Origin of the sequence: Pseudoalteromonas sp. Scap03, assembly GCF_013393115.1 — a bacterium.
Classification (GTDB): domain Bacteria; phylum Pseudomonadota; class Gammaproteobacteria; order Enterobacterales; family Alteromonadaceae; genus Pseudoalteromonas.
The window spans coordinates 1,184,425-1,205,553 of sequence record NZ_VDEU01000001.1 but is presented as its reverse complement, the minus strand read 5'-3'; the positions used below and the strand labels follow the sequence as shown (position 1 = coordinate 1,205,553).

General features: G+C 40.3%; 19 protein-coding genes. 6 read left to right on the top strand and 13 right to left on the bottom strand.

What is annotated here, in order from left to right; translation table 11 throughout:
- The first annotated feature begins 76 nt into the window (after positions 1 to 76).
- Positions 77 to 820 (top strand): glycosyltransferase family 25 protein, encoded by a 744-nt coding sequence (locus FHG08_RS05415; RefSeq protein WP_138607127.1) that lies wholly within the window; start codon positions 77 to 79, stop codon positions 818 to 820.
- A gap of 42 nt (positions 821 to 862) precedes the next feature.
- Here the strand turns inward: FHG08_RS05415 and FHG08_RS05410 are convergent, their stop codons facing one another.
- The 5 genes from FHG08_RS05410 to FHG08_RS05390 all read right to left on the bottom strand — a co-directional run bounded on the left by FHG08_RS05410 (position 863) and on the right by FHG08_RS05390 (position 6,312).
- Positions 863 to 1,282 carry a group 1 truncated hemoglobin gene (locus FHG08_RS05410; protein WP_178954772.1) on the bottom strand — a complete coding sequence of 140 codons (420 nt, stop codon included), beginning with the start codon at positions 1,280 to 1,282 and terminating at the stop codon, positions 863 to 865.
- Positions 1,282 to 2,088, bottom strand: coding sequence for a DUF3034 family protein (locus FHG08_RS05405; RefSeq protein ID WP_218651646.1), 807 nt, complete (start codon positions 2,086 to 2,088; stop codon positions 1,282 to 1,284). Before FHG08_RS05405 ends, FHG08_RS05410 begins: the two co-directional genes overlap by 1 nt.
- Before the next feature lie 13 nt (positions 2,089 to 2,101).
- A complete protein-coding gene (locus FHG08_RS05400; RefSeq protein WP_178954768.1) occupies positions 2,102 to 4,417 on the bottom strand; it encodes an EAL domain-containing protein in 2,316 nt (771 codons plus the stop codon).
- A complete protein-coding gene (locus FHG08_RS05395) occupies positions 4,407 to 5,072 on the bottom strand; it encodes a methylamine utilization protein (protein WP_178954766.1) in 666 nt (221 codons plus the stop codon). The genes FHG08_RS05400 and FHG08_RS05395 overlap by 11 nt, the downstream gene beginning before the upstream one ends.
- A gap of 136 nt (positions 5,073 to 5,208) precedes the next feature.
- The gene (locus FHG08_RS05390; RefSeq protein WP_178954764.1) at positions 5,209 to 6,312 is read right to left on the bottom strand and encodes a phosphoribosylaminoimidazolesuccinocarboxamide synthase; all 1,104 of its coding nucleotides are present in this window, start codon (positions 6,310 to 6,312) and stop codon (positions 5,209 to 5,211) included.
- A gap of 217 nt (positions 6,313 to 6,529) precedes the next feature.
- Here FHG08_RS05390 and FHG08_RS05385 point away from each other — a divergent pair, with 217 nt between their 5' ends.
- Genes FHG08_RS05385 through FHG08_RS05370 form a run of 4 tightly spaced genes read left to right on the top strand, consistent with a single transcriptional unit; the run spans position 6,530 to position 10,013 of the window.
- Entirely contained in the window at positions 6,530 to 7,561 is a 1,032-nt protein-coding gene (locus FHG08_RS05385) for a CDP-glycerol glycerophosphotransferase family protein (protein ID WP_178956828.1), read from the top strand.
- Positions 7,562 to 7,567: 6 nt separating this feature from the next.
- Positions 7,568 to 8,254 (top strand): ABC transporter ATP-binding protein, encoded by a 687-nt coding sequence (locus FHG08_RS05380; RefSeq protein WP_109875437.1) that lies wholly within the window; start codon positions 7,568 to 7,570, stop codon positions 8,252 to 8,254.
- Complete coding sequence (locus tag FHG08_RS05375; RefSeq protein WP_178954762.1) at positions 8,251 to 9,498, top strand: ABC transporter permease; 1,248 nt, start codon at positions 8,251 to 8,253, stop codon at positions 9,496 to 9,498. Before FHG08_RS05380 ends, FHG08_RS05375 begins: the two co-directional genes overlap by 4 nt.
- Positions 9,499 to 9,512: 14 nt before the next feature.
- Complete coding sequence (locus tag FHG08_RS05370; protein ID WP_008468279.1) at positions 9,513 to 10,013, top strand: DUF3299 domain-containing protein; 501 nt, start codon at positions 9,513 to 9,515, stop codon at positions 10,011 to 10,013.
- 49 nt (positions 10,014 to 10,062) lie between these two features.
- Here the strand turns inward: FHG08_RS05370 and FHG08_RS18995 are convergent, their stop codons facing one another.
- The 4 genes from FHG08_RS18995 to FHG08_RS05350 are packed head-to-tail and all read right to left on the bottom strand — an operon-like array spanning position 10,063 to position 12,454.
- Entirely contained in the window at positions 10,063 to 10,317 is a 255-nt protein-coding gene (locus tag FHG08_RS18995; RefSeq protein ID WP_256729616.1) for a hypothetical protein, read from the bottom strand.
- 19 nt (positions 10,318 to 10,336) lie between these two features.
- Positions 10,337 to 10,876, bottom strand: coding sequence for a YbhB/YbcL family Raf kinase inhibitor-like protein (locus FHG08_RS05360; protein ID WP_178954760.1), 540 nt, complete (start codon positions 10,874 to 10,876; stop codon positions 10,337 to 10,339).
- A 33-nt stretch (positions 10,877 to 10,909) separates the two neighbouring features.
- Positions 10,910 to 12,010 carry an alkene reductase gene (locus tag FHG08_RS05355; protein WP_178954758.1) on the bottom strand — a complete coding sequence of 367 codons (1,101 nt, stop codon included), beginning with the start codon at positions 12,008 to 12,010 and terminating at the stop codon, positions 10,910 to 10,912.
- Positions 12,011 to 12,049: 39 nt separating this feature from the next.
- Complete coding sequence (locus FHG08_RS05350; RefSeq protein ID WP_138607151.1) at positions 12,050 to 12,454, bottom strand: lactoylglutathione lyase; 405 nt, start codon at positions 12,452 to 12,454, stop codon at positions 12,050 to 12,052.
- A gap of 115 nt (positions 12,455 to 12,569) precedes the next feature.
- Between FHG08_RS05350 and FHG08_RS05345 the strand changes: the two genes are divergently transcribed.
- Positions 12,570 to 13,460 carry a LysR family transcriptional regulator gene (locus FHG08_RS05345; protein WP_178954756.1) on the top strand — a complete coding sequence of 297 codons (891 nt, stop codon included), beginning with the start codon at positions 12,570 to 12,572 and terminating at the stop codon, positions 13,458 to 13,460.
- A gap of 76 nt (positions 13,461 to 13,536) precedes the next feature.
- On the opposite strand, the gene tldD is transcribed toward FHG08_RS05345, so the two are convergent.
- The 4 genes from tldD to rng are packed head-to-tail and all read right to left on the bottom strand — an operon-like array spanning position 13,537 to position 21,129.
- Positions 13,537 to 14,976: a metalloprotease TldD gene (gene tldD, locus FHG08_RS05340; protein ID WP_138607155.1), complete on the bottom strand. Its 1,440-nt coding sequence runs from the start codon at positions 14,974 to 14,976 to the stop codon at positions 13,537 to 13,539.
- The gene (locus FHG08_RS05335) at positions 14,973 to 15,812 is read right to left on the bottom strand and encodes a carbon-nitrogen hydrolase family protein (protein WP_178954754.1); all 840 of its coding nucleotides are present in this window, start codon (positions 15,810 to 15,812) and stop codon (positions 14,973 to 14,975) included. Before FHG08_RS05335 ends, tldD begins: the two co-directional genes overlap by 4 nt.
- On the bottom strand, positions 15,809 to 19,657 hold the full coding sequence (locus FHG08_RS05330) for a YhdP family protein (protein WP_178954752.1): 3,849 nt from the start codon (positions 19,655 to 19,657) through the stop codon (positions 15,809 to 15,811). The genes FHG08_RS05335 and FHG08_RS05330 overlap by 4 nt, the downstream gene beginning before the upstream one ends.
- Entirely contained in the window at positions 19,657 to 21,129 is a 1,473-nt protein-coding gene (rng, locus tag FHG08_RS05325; RefSeq protein WP_138607161.1) for a ribonuclease G, read from the bottom strand. Before rng ends, FHG08_RS05330 begins: the two co-directional genes overlap by 1 nt.

Sequence of the window (21,129 nt, the reverse complement as noted above, 5' to 3'; positions counted from 1 at the left end):
AAACAGAATTTAGACTGGTTACAAATTATAATAATGCTAAAATAGCCGCTTTGATATTTCTAAATAAAGTGAAATTATGCCAATCCCTTTTTACATTATCAATATGCAAGGCTGCGAAGACCGCTGGGAAACAACCCTAAAGCGACTAACCAGCCTGCACTTAAATGCTGAACGTTTTGAAGCGACCATTGGCAAAAACCTTAGTGAACAAGAAATCCTCAAGTGGTATTGCCCGAAAAAAAATAAAAAACGCTACAATCGCAACCTATCTGCAGGTGAAATTGGTTGCTATGTAAGCCATATGCGCCTTTGGCAAAAAATGGTCGATGAAAATATCGCTTATTGTGTTGTATTGGAGGATGACCTTTTCATTGAAGCTTCACTTAAAGATGTTGTTGACGCGGCGCTTAAATTAAAAAACTGGGATTTAATCAAGCTATCTGATAATCGAAACTTTCCATTTATTGACAGTACGTTATTAGAAAACAGCCTAACAGTTGGCAACTATAAAAAGGCACCTAATGGCACTCAAGGCTACATCATTTCACTAAGCGGCGCTAAAAAGCTACTGCAAAGAAAACCATTTTTTAGACCGGTGGATGTCGATATGCAGTTTCACACTGAAGTAGGCCTAAATATGATTGGCATAAAACCCTACCCTGTTGCCGAAGATCGAAGCTTTATTAGTGAAATAACAAGCGCTAATGCAGGCTCCCATTCCAACCGCAGTACATTTATCAGAAATTTAATTCATAGATCGAGTATTCATATGCAAAGACGATATAAAACGGCAGATCTTGCTAAGATTACAGGTGAGTAATACTCAAGCATGTTTTTACATGTATGCATTTGATTATAAAAATTAAATCTTAATAATTTCGCCACGCAGTGGCGCCATTTTAGCTAAAATTTTATTTTGCACTGTATGTGGGATATTTTGCTCGTTCATTGCATTTATTAATAAATCGACAACGTGATTGAAGTCTTTTTCATTTATGTTCATGCCAGTATGGATAGCAACCATCGAGTCGCCTTTATATTCACAAGAGCCGTCCACCAGCGAACATAAATGACTAATAAACCCTTGTCGAAAATGGCTAATATTACTGTGTTCAAAGTAATGAAACACCTGTTTGTCATTGCCTATTTGAACAATAAAACTGTCAGTTAACTTTTCAAGCCCAGCTTGTTCGCCTAGTTGCTGATACAAAGAGGTGTTAGGTTGTGTTGTACACCCTAAAAGTAAGCTTAAACAACAAAAAATAAATACACTCAGTTTCATTACCAATACCCCGTAACCGATAAATACCAGCCGGTTTGGTTATCAACACCAGCAATCCGCCCTAAGTCTAAATAGGCCGCCGTTACACTGACATGTTTATTAGGCATCCACGCTATAAATAAATCGCGCCAATCTTGTTCGCCTAAACCTAGGTTATTGGCTTTTTGTCGATACTCAATACCAATAGCAAGTTCACGACTTACAAACACCGCACTACTTGCTTCTAGTAAAATATGGCTACCTTCATTAGCCCCTCCATATCCTAAAAGCCCTAACTGATTGGCTTTACTGTAACGGGTGGTCACATTCCAAAACCAGTTGTACCCAGCAAGTGCGCCCAAATGTAATTTACTGGCTGCTAGGTACACATCTATACCACTGGTATTTTTTGCGCCAACCAACTTTGCAACTGTGCCATCATCCAGTGATTTATGCTGTACACCCATGCTTAGCTGGGGCCACTTACTGTATACTATATCACCATATAAACGAATTTTTGCCCCAGAAATTGACTGCTCTATTTCTGTATTGAGCGCAGGCACATCAAACTGCTGCACGGCATAACTCAGTTCAACACGATTAAATAGGTTAAGCTGCACACCACAGGCATCTAGGCGGTAATCTGTTACATCAGCACGACTACAAAAGCCATTAACAGCCCATTCGTCCTCACTAGCATAACCTGCTAGCTGCGCCCAAGGAACTAACCCTCCTCCTGCACTGCCTTCAACTTGAGACACGCCCGGTGTTGCTAATAGTTTTCCCGTTGCAGCTACAGTTAGCGTACTGCAAAATAAGAGTGTCATGCTCAGTAAAAATTTAATGTACACCCTGATATTCCTCTAACCATTGTTCTAGTTGTTGTGCTTTTAAAGGACGACTCAAGTAGTAACCTTGTGCATGATCGCATTGCATTTCATGAAGCAATGATAAAGACGCTGCCGTTTCTACGCCCTCGGCCACCACTGAAAACCCAAGTTGGTGTCCAAGTGTGATTGACGAGCGCACTATGTATTGATCTTTTTGTGACTCATGCAAAGTTAAAATAAAGCATTTATCTAGCTTAAGCTCATCAATAGGTAACATTTTTAATCGCCCCAATGATGTTTGCCCGACACCGTAATCGTCTAGTGATATTTTAACACCGATAGTTTTTAAGTTCTCTAACGCTTTGATACCTTGAGCTTCATTTTCGATCATATCGCGCTCCGTCAACTCAATAGTGACGGAACTTGGGCTTACATGATATTTCTTTAAGGTCGCGACCAACAAATTATGAAATCCCGCATGCGCAATATCTTGGGCTGACACATTAATGGCTGCCTGTAAGTGAATCCCTTTTTTATACCAATCGGCTATTTGCGCAATAACTGTATCGACAACCCAGGCAGTTAGTTCCACAATTAATCCTGACTGCTCAGCTAAATCAATGAACACTTCAGGCGAAACCCAACTTCCATCATCACGTTGCCAACGAATAAGTGACTCAACCTTATCAATTTTCTGACTTTTAATATTCAACTTAGGCTGATAAGTCATAAACAGTTGCCCGTTATCATCATCAATCGCTTGTTTGAGCTCATCAAGCATGATTAAACGGTCTAAGTGCGCCTCATCTTCACCATCTTGGTAGTAATGTAAGCTTTGTTGGCTTGTTGTAGCCGCATCAACAGCAATGAGTACACGCCGCATTAAATCGTCCGCTTTAACGCCTTGTCCAGGGTACTGCACAATCCCAGCGTTAAAACGCAAACTTATTTTTAAGCTTTTAATCTGATAAGGTGCCTGTAATTGCTCAATCAAATCGGCTACAGCACATTTTACTTGGTCAGCCTCCACACTGGGGTAAACCGTTAGAAACTCATCGCCGCCAATTCGTGCATGAAATCCACCAAGCTCATCAGAGAATTGACGAATACGGTTTGCCACCGCAATTAAACACTCATCTCCTACTTGCGGACCAAGCTTGTCGTTTATGTGTCTTAAGCCTTTTATATCAATAGCAACAAGCGTGTAGCATCTATCTTTAGTGAGCTGCTTTGCCAATAAATCTAACATGGCTGAACGGTTATAAAACCCTGTTAAGGTATCGTGATGTGCTTGAAAACTGATTTGCTGCTCACGCTTATTAATATCATTACCCATGTTATTAAAGGCGCTGACTAGCGTTTCTACTTCGCTACTTTGTTTTTTACCTTCAAATTTAAAACGGTAGTCACCTTTGGCAAATTGCCTTGCGATAACCGCTAACTGTGTAAGTCCGCTGGTTAAGTTATTGGCAAGCAAACTACTGGTGATCACACCAAATAACATGGTTAACACGGCCAATGTAACTAGCGTTAGCAATAGTTGCTCAATATCTCGATAACTTGAGGTTAAATCAGCACTTAGTAGTAAGGTGACCGGGTGTGATTGCAAAGACGGTAAAGCTATTTGTTGATTTTCATAGGCCAAGTACTCAGCAAAAAAACGAGCTGTAGTTTTATTTTCAAAGTATTCTATAGGTTGAAATTTTTCAGGTTGAGGTGCAAACGAGCTTGCTGCAAAACTATCTAATTGCGCAACAAAGCTAACCTCCATACCGGTTAAGCTTTTTAGCTCAGTAGTCACAGCCGATGTGATTTTGAACCCGACTAAACTGTAAGCGATGGTTCTGGGGGTTTTAACTGGCAATAATATTACTTGATAGAGCTGATTATTTAACACTACAAAGCTCGATTGTTCAGAATTATTTAATAATTCATCCATCAAGGGCTGTAGGTTATCTGCAAAATTTTGTGCATTCACATTAGCAGACACTAACCGCCCCGATAAATCGAGCAACAGCATTAAATCGGCATTGATCCGTTGGCTATGATTGTATAGCACACTACTAATGGTGGCTGCATCGCGAGTAGCAACTGCTTGCTTAAAACCAAAATCAGCGGTTAAAACCTTTGCAGCAGTTAATAGCAAGCTCTCTTTTGATTTTAAATATTGCTTATAAACGCTTTGCGCAACCGTTATATTTTGCTGGACTTTTTCTGCCTGAAACTTACTCGTAGACCACCAAAAACTCACTAAGCTGAGTAAAGTTGTAAGTAACACCAAGCCAACGCATAGCGTTGTTATACGGCTACGTAAATTATTGCCCATTACCTTCCCTAAATTGACTGCCAAAGGTATTACGTGGTGCAGGCATAGATGTATTTATAGTGATTGATACCGGGCTGGTTGATTTTATATCAAACATTTTTTTATTATCCAAAGTCGCTGTTTGCAGTGAATGCCAGATACTGGCTTGCACAGGAAAAGAGTCAACTTGTAGCTTTATTTGGCCTTGCTCGTTGCTGGTATACACATGATTACTATTAGCGACATAAATATAGCCCACCATAGAATCGTGGATATTGCAGCCTAGAACAACAACCCCTTGATTATCAAACTTAATGGGTTCTTCTGGCTGACCAGAATAGAGCTTTAATTGAAAAGGCTTTGCTTTTGAAAAAGAATATACATGGTGGCGAATATTATCGCTATTTGGAAAGTTTACGTACTGACCTTGACGTACAATAAGCAGCTGCGGTGAAAACTGTTTATCAACTTGATCCATTACCACCGTGGGTAAATTGCCCGTAGCTTTTGAGGAAGGTAAATGATTTATTTCTACGACAGCATTAGGCAATACTTGGCCATGCTGATCTTTAATAACCAAATTAATGGTATTGCCAAACGCCGATACACTAAACAATGCACCCAGTACTAATAAATAACGACGTTTTGCAATAACTTGCATTGCTCGCTCTAACATAATCACACCTAAATATTCACCATAGGTTAAGTTAATTAGAGACGAGCACTAATTGCAAGAATTATAGCTCAGTTACTAAAAATAAATACTTTTTCACTAGTTTAAACAAGCTTTATCATTAAGATTAACTTGCTCGTTAGTGATTAATTAAACCGTAGTCAGTATCTAAAATTGCAATCACTTCTTGGCGCGGATCATTGGGTATAACGATCTCTTTACCGACAATTTTGCTAGCAATACCCACATAAGTGTCAGACACTCCAAGCATTACTGACTCAGGTAAAATATAATCTTTTGCTAGCTGCTCACGCTCAGCCATACGGTCTTTATTTAATAATACATCACTCTCTGGCACGTTATTAATTAACAGCTGACGGAAGCCTTCCTTTGAGTTTTCAACAATTTTGCCATTCTTATAAGATGCTTCATCCCAAATACGCGATGAATCTGGTGTCCCTACTTCATCAATATAAATAAGTTGCTGCACACCATTTAAATCTTCTACATAACCAAATTCAAATTTGGTATCAACGAAAATCTGGCCAAGCTTAGCTAACTCATTACTAATTAGCTCGAACCCTTCTACCAATAATTTTTCATATTTGGTGACATCGTCAGCCGATTTAAAATTGAAAACATCTAAGTTGTTCGTAATATTTTCACGCGTAATATTTACATCATCAACGGCAGGAATATCAGCCACCCCTTCTATAATACCTTTAGTAGAAGGAGTAATGAGTACTTGCTCAAGCTTTTGATTCGCTTTTAAGCCCTCTGGAAGTTGCAAACCACAAAAGTGTCTTTCGCCTTTGGCGTAGTCGCGCCACATGCTGCCGGTAATATATTGACGAGCAATTGCTTCAACTTTAACTGTACTGGCTTTACGAACAATCCATACGTATGGGTGAGGAATATCAACAATATGATTACCCGCCAAACCGGCTTCATTAAACATGTTAAACCAATGAGCAGCCACTGAGTTTAATGCAATGCCTTTGCCCGGCACGCCATTTAGGCCATTTTCACCTTGCCATATGCAATCAAAAGCAGAAATTCTGTCTGAAATAACCATAATGGCCAATTCAGTATCGGCAGGAACGTTATAGCCTTTTTCATTTATTAAGCGTTTACTATCTGCATCGGTCAACCAATAAACTGAACGCACTTTGCCACTGTGTACTTTACCTTTAGTACGAATGGGTAAGTCATCGTTTACGTCTAAAACTTTATAGCTAGTCATGCTATCTCCGGGGTTTGGCATGCTCAAAGAGCAAAGTATGGAATTGGGGTTAGGCGCTCTATAATAATCTAGGCAATCACAAAGCTCAATCTTAGGCTAAAAACAAATCATCTCAGAATATTTATCTAGCTGGCGCATTGGGGTAAACTTGCATGATTACTTGCCCTAAGGAGCTAGCTTGAACTATTTAACTGCCACTAAGAATAAGAAATATTTAATGTATATTTCTCAAAATTATTCCTATGCTATTTTAAGGCCTTTGCAAGCAGAAATATTAGCTCAAGGAGGGGAAGTTAAATGGTTTTTAGAGGGTGATGAAGTAGACCCTAAGTTTTTAAAATCAACTGAACATCGCCTTGAATCAGTCAAAAGTATAAAAGATTGGGAGCCAGATGCTGTTTTCATACCAGGCAATACTATTCCAAGCTTTATTCCAGGAAAAAAAGTAGCTGTATTTCATGGTTTTAATTCTGGAAAACTAAATAGAAAAGGTAAAGAAGACCACTTCAATATTAGAGGTTGTTTTGATTTATATTGTACACAAGGACCTAATACGACTTTAAGGTTTCAAGAGCTTGCTAAAAAGCATGGCTTTTTCCAAGTTTCAGAAACTGGCTGGCCCACACTAGATCCTCTGTTTAATGATCATGCAAGTAATCCTTATTTAAGTAAAGACTCTCGCCCAACGGTGTTAATCTGTTCTACATTTTCAAAACGCTTATCTCTTGCACCTAAACTTTATGAACAAATAAAACACTTTAGTAAAAGCGGTAAATGGCGACTATTAGTTCAGTTTCATCCGAAAATGCCGCAAGAGTGGGTTAATAAATATCAAGCGTTAAGTAATGATAATCTAACCTTTGTTGAAACAGACAATGTTATTCCTTTATTACAATCTGCTGATGTAATGCTGTGCGATACTTCATCCATACTACTGATGTTTTTAGTACAACGAAAACCGGTTGTAACGTTTTGTAATAAAGCACCTGAAAAACACTTACTTGATATTACAGATAAAAATAACGTTGAAGCCGCAATAGACTATGCACTAACTTACCCAAAAGAACTTGTGGATAATATTGAAACTTTTTGCCAAGAATTACACCCATACACAGATGGCAAGTCAAGCCAACGAGTACTTTGCGCAACCAATGAACTGTTGCATAGTGATGAAAAACTCAAAGCTAAACCGCTTAATCTTCTTAGACAATTTAAAATGCGCAAAAGACTTAACTATTGGAGTTGGTAAGCCGTTATGATCAACCTTGAGAATGTATCTTTTAAATGGCATAAAAAAGCAGCCAGCCCCACTCTCACTATTGAGCAACTCGCCATTGATGAAGGTGAACATGTTTTTTTACATGGACCAAGCGGCAGTGGTAAATCTACCTTACTCGCACTACTGGCAGGCATTAATGTAACCACTAGCGGCCAACTTTGTGTTTTGAACCAAAACCTAAGTGCGCTTACCAATGCACAGCGCGATGCATTTAGAGCTGATCATATTGGCTATATTTTCCAAAACTTTAATTTACTACCTTATTTAACCCCATTAGAAAATGTATGTTTAGGATGCCAATTTTCGAAAAAGCGTCAGCAGCACGTACTCAACCAAACTGATAGTTTAACTAAAGAAGCCGCCCGACTTCTCAACGCACTTGGGTTGGAGCCGCACTTTCATAATCAAAATGTTGCCACTTTAAGTATTGGGCAACAACAGCGAGTTGCCGCAGCACGCGCATTTATAGGCAGTCCCGAACTTATCATTGCCGATGAGCCCACTTCAGCACTTGATACGCAAAATCGTGAAAGCTTTATTAAGCTGCTATTTGAACAAGCAAAAAAAAGTAACAGCACGCTTGTTTTTGTCAGTCACGATGAAACATTAAAGCCACTCTTTAGCCGCACAATCGACTTAGTAAATTTACAAGGTGATGTATGATTTTATTTAAACTTGCCTATAAAAGTTTGCTAAATAGACGTGCCAGTGTATTACTGACATTGCTCACTATTGCGATTAGCGTCATGTTATTACTCAGTATTGAGCGCGTTCGCGTAGATGCTAAAAGTAGTTTTAGTAATACCATTTCGGGTACCGATTTAATTGTTGGCGCACGTACTGGCGATATTCAATTACTACTGTCCTCGGTGTTTAGAATTGGCCACACTAATAATGGGGTGAGCTGGCAAAGCTATCAATACATAACAAAACAACGCGGGGTTAAATGGAGCATTCCTATCAGCCTTGGTGATAGCCATAAAGGACAAGCAGTTTTAGGCACCACACTCGATTATTTTAAGCACTATCGGTTTGCTAAAAAACAGTCCTTAGAATTTGAACAAGGACAGGCTTTTTCTAGCATCAATGAAGTTGTTATAGGAAGTGAGGTTGCAAGTAAACTGGCCTATAAGATTGGTGATGAAATTGTGATTTCTCATGGTATGGGCAATACTAGCTTTCATCATCATGATGATAACCCCTTTAAAGTTATTGGTATTTTAAAGCCTACCGGCACCCCTGTTGATAAAACCTTACATGTACCACTGGCGGCAATTGAATTGATTCATGGTGGCGGCCATCATAAGCATAACGATCATCATGACCACTCGAATCACGCACTAGTTGGCCATCCAAAACAAATTACCGCCTTTTTAATGGGCTTCGACTCGCCACTTTATACGCTACAAATTAGGCGCAACATAAATCAATATAAGCAAGAGCCTCTATTAGCGATTATGCCTACAGTCACACTAAAAGAGCTTTGGGAAATGCTGGCAATAATAGAAAAGATCCTATTGCTATTTTCATTTGTGGTGGTCATTATTAGCTTGCTCGGCATGTTAACCACACTGCTGGCTAACCTTAATCAACGCCGCAGAGAACTGGCAATATTACGTTCTGTGGGCGCCCGCCCTTGGCAATTATTTTCACTGATCAGTATAGAATCACTGCTCACTACCTTTTTAGGTTGCTTAGTAGGCTGTACTCTATTTTATGCGCTTATGGGCACAACCGCGGGTTACTTACAAAGCCAAACTGGAGTGAGCATTAATATCAGTATGCTCTCTGACTATGAACTCACTTTGATTGGCGTTATTATGGCTGCGGGATTCATTATTGGCTTGATCCCTGCTACACGCGCTTACTTTTATTCTCTTAGTGATGGTATGAGTATAAAAATATAAACTTTAGGATGATCATGACGTTGTTTAAAGTAACTACACACTCTTTAATGCTATTAAGTGCAGTACTAATTAGCTTTGCTAGCATTGCAAATCCCCCGAAGGAAATTTTTTGGGAAGACTTGATCCCACAAGGGCATGTGCAAATAGATACCCAAGCACAAGCTAATCACGAAGGCAGTGAGCAAAACTGGGTGCAACCTGATTTGGACGCGCCGGTTGTTAAAGCACTTGATGGGCAGTCTGTTAGCTTACCTGGTTTTGTTGTGCCACTTGAAGGTGACAGCGAACTTATTACCGAGTTTTTATTAGTCCCTTACTTTGGTGCCTGTATTCATGTGCCGCCCCCACCGCCAAACCAGCTGGTTCATGTAACTATTAAAGGCGGTGTGCCCATCGATAGCTTATATGATGCGATTGTTGTAACGGGCGTTATTAAAACGCAAACTTGGTCTGGCGAAATAGCCCAAGTGGGTTATCAAATGCAAGCTGTCGGTGTTGCTCCCTTTGAGCTTTAATTCTTAAAATAAAAACCCACTTTTCAAAGTGGGTTTTTATTTTGTTCTATCAACCACCCGTTCTTATATCTCGTTCAAGTTCAGACTGCGTTTTCACTGGATGACAAGTCGACTTCACCGTGCTCTTATTGCTTTCATCTTCGTCAGAGCTATCTTGTGCTGTTGCCTCAAATTGCATTGAAATAGAAATCACTAATTGTGCATCATCAGGCCAATAGCCTGATTCATCAGATAATGGGGCCGCACTTAACAGCCTACTGCTACACAGTGCTATTAAAACAGTGAGTAAAGGTAAAGCCTTCATTTTTTATCTCCTAAGCTAATTAACGCGGTCCTGCCGTTACTGTGATCTCGGCTGTTTGCAAAGAGTGCTGATGTAAGAAAAACCCTGTAAGTGCACTTGTTGCCCCTTGTGGAACAGCTAATTTTTCTACATCCAATGCATACACTTTATAGGTGTAGCTATGCTTGCGTCCTTCTGGTGGACATGCCCCAAGGTATCCGGGCTTACCCATATCTGTATTACCTTCAATGGCTCCTTTGGGCAAAGTCGTTGAAGATAATGAGTTACTAGTAAGAGGAATATCATGTACTACCCAGTGCCAAAAACCACTGCCAGTTGGTGCGTCATTGTCATACACTGTCACGGCAAAGCTTTTGGCTTTTTTAGGCGCATTTTGCCATTTAAGTTGTGGTCTAACATTACCCCCCTGACAACCAAAGCTATTCCAATATTGCTCACTCTTTATTGCCTGCCCTGGCTGTAAGTCAGGGCTCGATAAACTAAATTCAGCCGCAAAACTGGCACTACTAAACAGCCCGCTGATCAGTAAAGTAACTGCTGAGTTTGAAAGATTAACCATTTTCAGTCCTTATATTTTCAGTTGAAATGAAAGTTACTTTTGATACGCTGGGTAATCGGTATAACCTTTGGCTGTACCGCCAAACAATGTTCTCCCATCGGTAATAGTGTTTAGTGGCCGTTGCTCTTGAATACGATACGGCAAGTCTGGGTTGGCAATAAAACGACGACCGAATGCAATGTAATCGGCAAAACCTTGTTCAATAAGCTGCGCACCTGAATACTCGGTATAATTACCGGCAACAATAATCGCGCCACTAAAATACTGACGAAGTGCGGCTCTAAACTCTGGTGTTACACTAGGTGCATCGTCCCAGTCCGCTTCGGCAAGATGAATATACGCAATACCAGTTTGCTCAAATTGCTTTGCAGCTAATAAAATAGTGTCAATTGCTTCACTATCATCCATACCACGCTGAGTGATAAAAGGCGCTAATCTAACACCCACTTTATGAGCGCCAATGGCATTACTAATTGCGCTAATAATTTCACAGGCAAAACGAATGCGGTTTTCTTGGCTACCGCCATATTCATCTGTGCGTTTATTTGCTGAGCGTCTTAAAAACTGATCAATTAAATACCCGTTACCTCCATGTATTTCAACGCCATCGAAACCAGCCTCAATCGCGTTAATTGCCGCTTGCTTATAATCATTTACTATTTCTTTAATTTCTTTAACACTTAGTGCTCGTGGGGTTGGGCAGTCAAGCATCCGTCCTTCTCCATCATCGCCTACCACCCAAACTTGTGCATCTGGGGCAAGTGCAGATGGGGCAACTGGCGTTCCATCATGATGAAATGAAGAGTGCGACATTCTACCAACGTGCCAAAGTTGTAAAAATATTTTACCGCCTTCTTTATGCACAGCTTGTGTTACTTGCTTCCAACCTTCGATTTGTTCTTGCGTGTAAATACCTGGCGTAAATGAGTAACCTTTGCCCTGAGCAGAAATTTGTGTTGCTTCAGAAATAATCAGTCCTGCAGTAGCACGCTGCGCATAATAAGTGGCCATCAGTTCAGTAGGAATATCGCCCGGTTGCGCAGTTCGCGAACGGGTCATAGGTGCCATCACAATTCTATTTTGCGTAACCATGCAACCGAGGGTTTTAGCTTCAAATAAGGATTCTATACACATAACTAACTCTCTTATAAATAATGTTTATCTGGATTTAAATTAAATTTCATCACTGCTAAATAGCATTTCGACTTTCATCTCTTCAGGCCCAGGTATAAATACTTGATGCTCTAGGAGCTCTGGCACGGTTCGCTCGAAATAACTTATACCTGTTTGCGCTAAGCGACTTTTCAATCCTTGATAACCTATGCTACGAATGGCAATGTGATCTACCACTCCTCGGCCTTGGGTTTTGCTGTTTAATGCTGATAAGTAACCCTGTTGCGCTTTATTACCCGCGGCATTAACCAAATGAATCAAAGCAACGTTATCGCTGCCGTATAACCACGCTCCCTCGAAAGGAAAAGGCGGACGATACCCTTCACTTAGCCCAACTGAATTAATAAAGAACCGTCGCATCGCCTGGTAATCACAACTAGAAATTAATACATGATCTAAACGCATAAACTTTCTCTGTTGATAATGAGTACAACCAGTTTAACTATTTACTTAAATTTGATAATTGAGTTAATATCAAAAACACTATTCATTAATACTGAATTATAAAGAGTGAGGAACGATGGCTAAGATTGATGATATGCAGCTTTTTGTTCATGTGGTGCGCTCTGGCGGGCTTGCTGCAGCTGGGCGAAAAATTGGTTTATCGCCTGCGAGTATGACGGCACGTATCAACCAGCTTGAAAATCACTATCAAACCCGACTCTTAATACGTAATACTCGCAGTATTAAATTGACCGAGGCTGGAGAGCAATTTTATCAAGGCTGTTTAAGAGTAATTGCTGAAATTGATGCCACAGAGCAAAGTATTCAGCTTAGTAAAAACACCCTTTCGGGTAGTCTCAAAATAACCGCACCCTCTGACTTTGGTAAACAGTTTGTTGCCCCTGCAATAGCTAAATTTGTAGCACAAAACCCACAAGTTAAACCACACCTGCATTTAACCGATGGCTTAGTCAATTTAGTTGAAGAAGGTATTGATATTGCTATTCGCTTTGGAAACTTACCCGATAGCAATTTGATTAGCCGAATGATCAAGGCCAATCAACGTGTGTTATGTGCTTCAGCTGAATATTTAAAAATACATGGCCAACCTTTGCAGCCAAGCGATTTATTAAATCATCGCTGCCTAGTAATGGAGCGATTTGGTCAATCGATGAATGATTGGCATTTTAAAGATCAAATAATTCGCGTCCCTGTGGCTATGAGTAGCAGTGATGGTGCGGTGATCAGACAATGGGCAATTGATGGTGCCGGGATTGCTCTAAAATCAATGGTAGATATTAGCGATGATCTGACAAAGGGTCATTTAGTGACACTACTTGATGACTATATTCTCGGTTTTAGTAATAAAGATAAACAACAGATTGGCTTACAGTTTCTTTACCCATCAAGGCAATTTCAGCCACGACAAGTTGTCGCATTTATGGATTTTTTTCAGCAGCAAATTTAAATAAACAGCCGACAAAATAAAACCTTGAAAGCATGCACTTCCAAGGTTTTATTTGTAGTATTTGGCAGTAATAAAATTAAGCCGTGCCACCCACTGTTAACTGATCAATTTTCAAACTTGGTTGGCCAACACCTACTGGTACACTTTGACCATCTTTACCACAAACACCGACGCCTTTATCAAGCGCTAAATCATTACCTACCATAGAGATTTGTTGCATAACCTCAGGGCCATTACCAATTAATGTTGCCCCTTTAATAGGCTGAGTAATTTTGCCATTTTCAATTAAGTAGGCCTCTGAGGCACTAAATACAAACTTACCTGAGGTGATATCCACTTGGCCACCACCAAAATTAGGGGCAAACACGCCTTTTTTAACCGTGCTGATAATATCAGCTTGGCTGTGCTCGCCACCTAACATATAAGTGTTGGTCATACGTGGCATTGGTAAATGCGCGTATGACTCACGACGTGCGTTACCTGTTGGGTTTACCCCCATCAAACGCGCGTTCATTTTATCTTGCATATAGCCTTTTAAAATACCGTTTTCGATAAGTACGTTATAGGCTGCAGGCGTGCCTTCGTCATCCACATTAAGTGAACCACGACGATCAGCCATAGTACCATCATCAACCACAGTACATAGCTCTGAAGCAACTTTTTGACCTACTTTACCGCTAAATGCAGATGCGCCTTTACGGTTAAAGTCACCTTCTAGACCATGACCGACTGCTTCGTGTAACAACACGCCTGGCCAGCCATTACCTAATACCACTTCCATAGTACCTGCAGGGGCATCAATAGCTTCTAGGTTTACTTTAGCTTGACGTACGGCTTCTTCTGCAAAGCCCATCCAACGCGGTTTGCCATCAACAAGCTCTTTAAAGTAACCATAGTCTAGGCGTGCGCCGCCACCAGCACCGCCACGTTCACGGCGACCATTCTTCTCTAGCAATACAGAGCAGTTTAAACGGATCAGTGGGCGAATATCGGTAGCAAAGGTGCCATCACTGGCTGCAATTAATACTTCTTCGTATACCGCAGACATTGAGCTAATAACTTGCTCAGCATCAGGGGCTAATTCGCGGATATAATTTTCAAGCTCACGTAACAAATTAACTTTATCGGTATCGCTCATGCTAGAAATTGGTTGATGCGGTGAAAACTGCTGTTTTGCAGCCACATCACTAAATACTTTAACCGCTTTATCTTCACCGGCATCGGCAATACTACGTGCAGCCGTGGCTGCTTTGTTTAACGCTTCAAGATTGATTGCATCTGAATACGAAAAACCGGTTTTTTCACCACTAACAGCCCGTACGCCAACACCACGTTCAACGTTATAAGACCCTTCTTTAACAAGGCCGTCTTCTAATACCCAAGACTCATGATGACTCGATTGAAAATAAAGGTCGGCATAATCAACTTTGTGCTGGTGAATATAAGCTAATGTTTTTTCGAGTTCTTCTCGATTTAGCTGGCTGTCGTGTAATAAATGCTGTTCAACCGAATTCATAATAATGGCTCTCTAAATCGTTGGTGAGATTGCAGCGGCATATCTCGTCTAATTTTGTGTAACTGGTTCAAATCTACGGTACAACTAATAAAACCAAGCCCTGTTGGTTTTTCACTTAATGTTTCACCCCAGGGCGATAACATCAGGCTGTGACCATAAGTTTGTCTACCGTTTTCATGTGTTCCATATTGCGCTGCAGCAATAACATAGCACTGTGTTTCTATTGCGCGTGCTGCAAGTAGCGGCTGCCAATGCGCTTTACCTGTTGGAACAGTAAACGCACTGGGTACTAATATAATTTCTGCGCCTTTACGAGCTAAGGCATTAAATAAACCAGCAAAGCGCAAATCATAACATACTGTTAAACCAATTTTACCAAAGGGAGAATCAACAACCACAATCTCATCGCCCGCTTGAGTAAAGTCAGACTCTCGGTAACTGCCGGTCTGGTCATCTACCTCAACATCAAATAAATGTATTTTGTTATAACTTGCAACAATATCGCCTTGGTTATTAAACAAGTGTGAGGCAGCGTAATATTTATGTTGGTTATAGGGCTCTGGCATGGTGCCAGCATTTAACCAAATATTGTGTTTACGGCACAATTCACTGAGTTGCTGTTTATATTGTTCAATACGCTGAGACACTAACAACGTATCACCAGCGTGTTTACTAAACACTAAAAACGCTTCTGGTAAACATACTAACAAAGGTCGCCGGCTTGGTAATTCAGCTAAGGCTTGCTTTAAGGTGGCAATGTTATCATCAGGATTTAAGCCTGAGCACATTTGTAATGCAATAATCGCAGGTGTTGTACTTATAAGTGATTTACTCATTGCGCTGCGCTCACCTCAGCATCTTTAAGCTTTAACTCTGAAGATGCTTGCGGCTGATTTTGTGCTGCTTGCGGTAAAGTCACCTCTCGGCTCTTACGATCTAACTCTTGTACCTGAGGATCGTTCATTTTGCCCGTCACTTTAAAGTTGATCTCTGAGATCACTCGCGCAGAATGAATCACTTTATCAATTGCTAAAGCTGCAAGCCCCGTTACTGGATTAACCATCCAAGCCACAATTACCGGAATGCTCGACGTTACTTGCGGAGCTACTGCTAAGTCGTAGTCAATTTCGAGAGTATTTAAATTTGCATACCCTTTAATAGAGAGATCGGCAGGTACCCCATCCATTTTAGTATCTTGGGTATAGGCAATGCCCTTATCTATCTGCATCGTGCCTTTCATACTGTTATAAAAAAAACCTTTAGAAAATACATCTCTAAAATCAAGCTTTAACTTACGCACTAATGAATCAAGGCTCAGTAATGAAAATACCCGTGCGCCTCCATCACTCACCTCAGTTAAATGTCCTTCGCCTAAATCCCAACTAATTTCACCGTCTAAACTAGCAATATCTAAATTATAAGGTGCCGCTTGCCAATTTAATTGATAATTTAGATTGGCGTTTGAGTCTTTAATAGTGGTGGTAATATCAAATTCATTAAATAAGGCGCCAATATCATCACTTTTAAGTTCGCCGCTCATTGCCGTTAAACCATTTTGCCATTGCCCTTTAGTGTGCAATATATGATCGCCTTTATCCACCACTAGCTCAGAAATAAGTAGCTTTTTACCATCGCCTAACAATGAGGCGCTGACTTTATCTAGCTGATAATCGCTAATCTTACAATCGGCACACTCAAACTCAATAGCTGGCAAATTTGTAAGCCATGCAAGTTGTTCAGGAGATGATTTTTCGCTCGGTAGTTCTGGTTCGGTATCTAAAAAATTAAGCCTTAAATAGTCGCTGTTTATTCGAATCGGCTGACTTGATTGCTCGCTGGGAATGAACACCTCTGCTCGCAATTCTTTGGCATTGAGTTTTAATTGCAAGTTATTATTTAAGGGCGATAAACGCATATCAAAATCATTAAACTGCATGCCACTCACATTAAAAGAGTTAATATTCGCAACAACCTCATACAAAGGCGGCATAATACCTGGCGATTCACTCTCTGGCTGCGCTTTAGCTGCATTAATAATTTGATCAATTAAATCAATCCAAGGTAATAACTCACTTTGCGCTAAGTTAATACTTACCGCTAAATCTTGCGCGTTAAGCCCTAAATCTTTGTTGCCAATTATAAAGTGGGCGTTATTAAACTGTGATTTAGTATTGTCTAGAATGGCATTAAAATAAACTAGCTGATCAACGTTTGCGGTGATCAAATTAGATATATCATCACCTTGAATAACCGCACTCAGTGGCCAAGCTTGCTCACTGTTTTTTGTATATGCTCCAGGTAAAGAACTACTTAAGCCAATAAGTGGCGATTCAACTTGGGCACGATAGTTAAACCCTTGCTCGGTAAAATTAAGCTCCAAAGCAATATCAACATCACTTTGCCCACTTAAGTAACCATCTAAAATGCCTTGACCATGGTTTATGAGTGTTTGTGCATCAAGCTGAGCATTTATACTTATATTAGCGCGATAATCCTCTTCGTTTGCGTCACTATTGTAGTTAATAGTTAGTGGCATACCAAGCCATGTAGCCGTTGCATTTGTAAGGTTTATTTGTTGATTATTAAAGCTAAGTTCACCCTTTAAATGCTCAAGAGAAATACCAGGCGCAGAAATGTAGAGAGGTGAGTCGAGTAAATTAACCTTACCACTGACACTGGCTCCCCCCTCAAATTGTGAACCTATTAGCAATTCAATATTTGCACTTGCAAGACCCTGTCCTTGCACAACATTAAAAATATCAGCTAATGGATTTGCTAAAGGCGTAGCGGCAAAAAAATCGTGCATTTTTTCAAGCTCTGCTTGCTTATCAATACTAACTACCAACGGCGCATCGCCCATTAAGTCATCAATACTTACATGGACACTACTGCCAATATCAAGGTTTACCAGTTTGCCTTGCTGACTATATATGTCCATTCGCTCATTAGCAAAATGCAGCTTTACATTGGCATTAGTTACTGCTGGCCAATCGGGATCGAATTGATAGGTGGCATTGTCTATTTGTGCTATTACATCAAACTGCCCTGAACCATCGTCAAATGGAAAGCCTGATAGTGGACCAGAAAATAACACCTGAGTATTTGATACTTCGCCTGCTTTTATTGCACCATTTAAATAACTAACTAAGTCAGGGCTCATTAACGTTAAAGGAAAATAGTGACCTGCAATACTGGCATCTGGTGCAAACGCTTCAGCATATAAATCTAAGCGTGGCGTATCACCCAAACTCAGCTGCATTTGTGCGCTTAAAGTCACCTCATTGTTATCAAGCCACAGGTTATCACTGCTAATATGCCAATCGCCTGAGCGCTTAGCTAAATCAAGCTCAATATTTAATTGGTTATAATCAATATTATTACTAAAACTAGCACCTGTAATTAAATGGCTGTTCTCACTAAAAATCGCAATGCGACCATACTGCTGATTAACCAGCCCATTAACTCTTAAAGATTGAGCGGCGGGTACAGCGTTTTTTTCTTGCCAGCTAATTTCGTCAGCATCAAACCATAGTTGCCATTGCCTTGCATCGGCAAACTCAAGGTACGCAGTCTTTATTTGTCCGCTAGGTTGGCGTGCTAAAAAGGGAGCTAAATCGGTAAAATTAGTCAACTCAGCTAAATCACTCAATAGCGCTAAATCAAGTTGCTGTAGCCATACTTTATTTTGCTTACCCAATAAGGCTTCAAATTCAAGGCTTGGCCAAGTGGTTTCACCGGTGCTAAATGCTAAGCCTGTGCTTTTTAATCGCCAGCTATTTTGCTCAGGGTATAAATGAAATCCCCCTTCACTTAGGCTTACATTTTGTGTTTGTTCATTGAGCTGCCAATTTACCGCGCTCGGTAACCACTGAACTTTTACGTCACTCACTAGGCCTTGCTCTAATCTAAGCCAAGCTTGTAAATTTAAATCGCTATGCAGTTGCTGCTTTTGAGTATTAATATATTGCGCTAACCAATTTGACACATCAACCTGATTAGCCTGCACATACAAATCACCCACCATTTGCTCTAAGGTTTCACCCTTAAGGGCAATGCGTGCATCAAAATTCCCCACCGAAATACCCGGTAATGCTAGACTGCCACTACCAAGATGTTGTTTATCTTGGTTTTGCCATACAATGTTTTCTAATAACAGCTTGCGTTCTTTGTTATCTTCTAATACAAAGTTGATACTGGAGTTTTCTATTGCAAAATGACCGGTTTCACCTAAAAATAGCCCTTCTATTAATTCTTTTTGTTCAAATGACACATCATCTTGGTTGCCGACAAATAAATTCGCGACATTAACCTTGGTATGAAAACCATTAATGACAAAGTAATTCGACTTAAGTTGAAGAGACTTTAAGCTTTCCCAAAGATTTAGCTCTAAACTGGTTTTCGCAATAGTTAAAGAAATAGGGGCGGTTTGGTTGTCTTTAAATGATAATTCTTCGAGCACTAGGGCTGGGCCATTACCTTGCCAACTTGCCGATATAGCGCCTATCGATAAGCTGATATCAAACTTGCTATCAAGGTAATTTTCTATGTCGCCTTTATAATCATTTGCGTAAGGTAAGGTGTATTTTAAAATAGAAACAATAACGGCCAGTAGCACCAAAATTACAGCACTTATTTGCCATAATTTGCGTACACAAAAAAAACAGGCCGCTTTAAACTTCATTACATCATTACCACATCAAACTGCTCTTGGCTGTATAAGCTCTCTGTTTGAATATTAACTTGCTTACCAATAAATAACTCTAACTCTGCAAGGTTATGATATTCGTCATTTAATAGCGCTTCACATACTGCTGGGGATGCATAAACTACAAACTTATCAGCAGCATAAGCGCGATTAACACGCACTATTTCACGAAGGATTTCATAGCACACAGTTTCTACCGTTTTTTGTGAACCACGTCCTGAACATGCAGGACATACATCACACAGTATATGCTCTAAACTTTCGCGAGTTCGCTTGCGGGTCATTTCAACTAGTCCCAATGCCGACAAACCATTAATATTAGCTTTGGCACGATCTTTAGAAAGCGCAGATTCTAATGAATGCATTACTCGGCGTTTGTGCTCATCGCTGACCATATCAATAAAGTCGATAATAATAATACCGCCTAAATTACGCAGCCTTAGTTGACGGGCAATAGCTGAGGTTGCTTCAACATTAGTATTAAAAATAGTTTCTTCAAGGTTACGGTGACCAACAAATGCACCGGTATTAACATCAACCGTGGTCATTGCTTCGGTTTGATCTATGATCAGGTACCCACCAGACTTTAAAGTCACCTTACGATGCAATGCCTTTTGAATTTCACTTTCTACATCAAATAAGTCGAAAATGGGGCGCTCACCCGGATAATACTCAAGCACTTGCGATAATAACGGCACAAACTCTTCAGTAAACAGCTTAAGCTCTTGATAGGTCAGCTTAGAGTCAACACGAATGCGCTCCATATCTTCGCCCACGTAATCACGTAACGTTCTAAAAGCTAGCGTAAGATCTTCATGCAAAATACTCGCTTTGCTGGTTTTACGGCGTTTAGAAACTATTTTATCCCACAGTTTTTTTAAAAACGCAGCATCGTGACGAAGCTCAGCTTCACTTGCACCTTCAGCGGCAGTTCTAACAATAAAGCTGCCGTTTTCGTCGCCATATTCAGCAACAATTTTTTTAAGTCTAGCGCGTTCCTCTTCCGTTTCTATACGCTGACTCACACCAACATGCGTCGCATCTGGCATAAATACTAAATAGCGTGACGGTATAGTAATATCAGTGGTTAAGCGAGCACCTTTACTGCCCAGTGGATCTTTAACCACTTGCACCATAATGTACTGCCCTTGACGAACAAGCTCACGAATATCTTGGACTTTTTTAATTGGCTCGTCGTCAACACCTTCCACAATAGAAGCACTATTGACGATATCTGAGGCGTGTAAAAAGGCGGCTTTCTCTAAGCCTATATCAACAAAAGCAGCTTGCATTCCCGGTAGCACGCGACTTATTTTACCTAAGTAAATATTGCCTACTATGCCTAAATTACCAATACGCTCTAGCTGAATTTCTTGTAATACACCGTTTTCGATTAGGGCAACGCGACTTTCACTTGGCGTGACATTGATCAGTAGTTCTGTACTCAT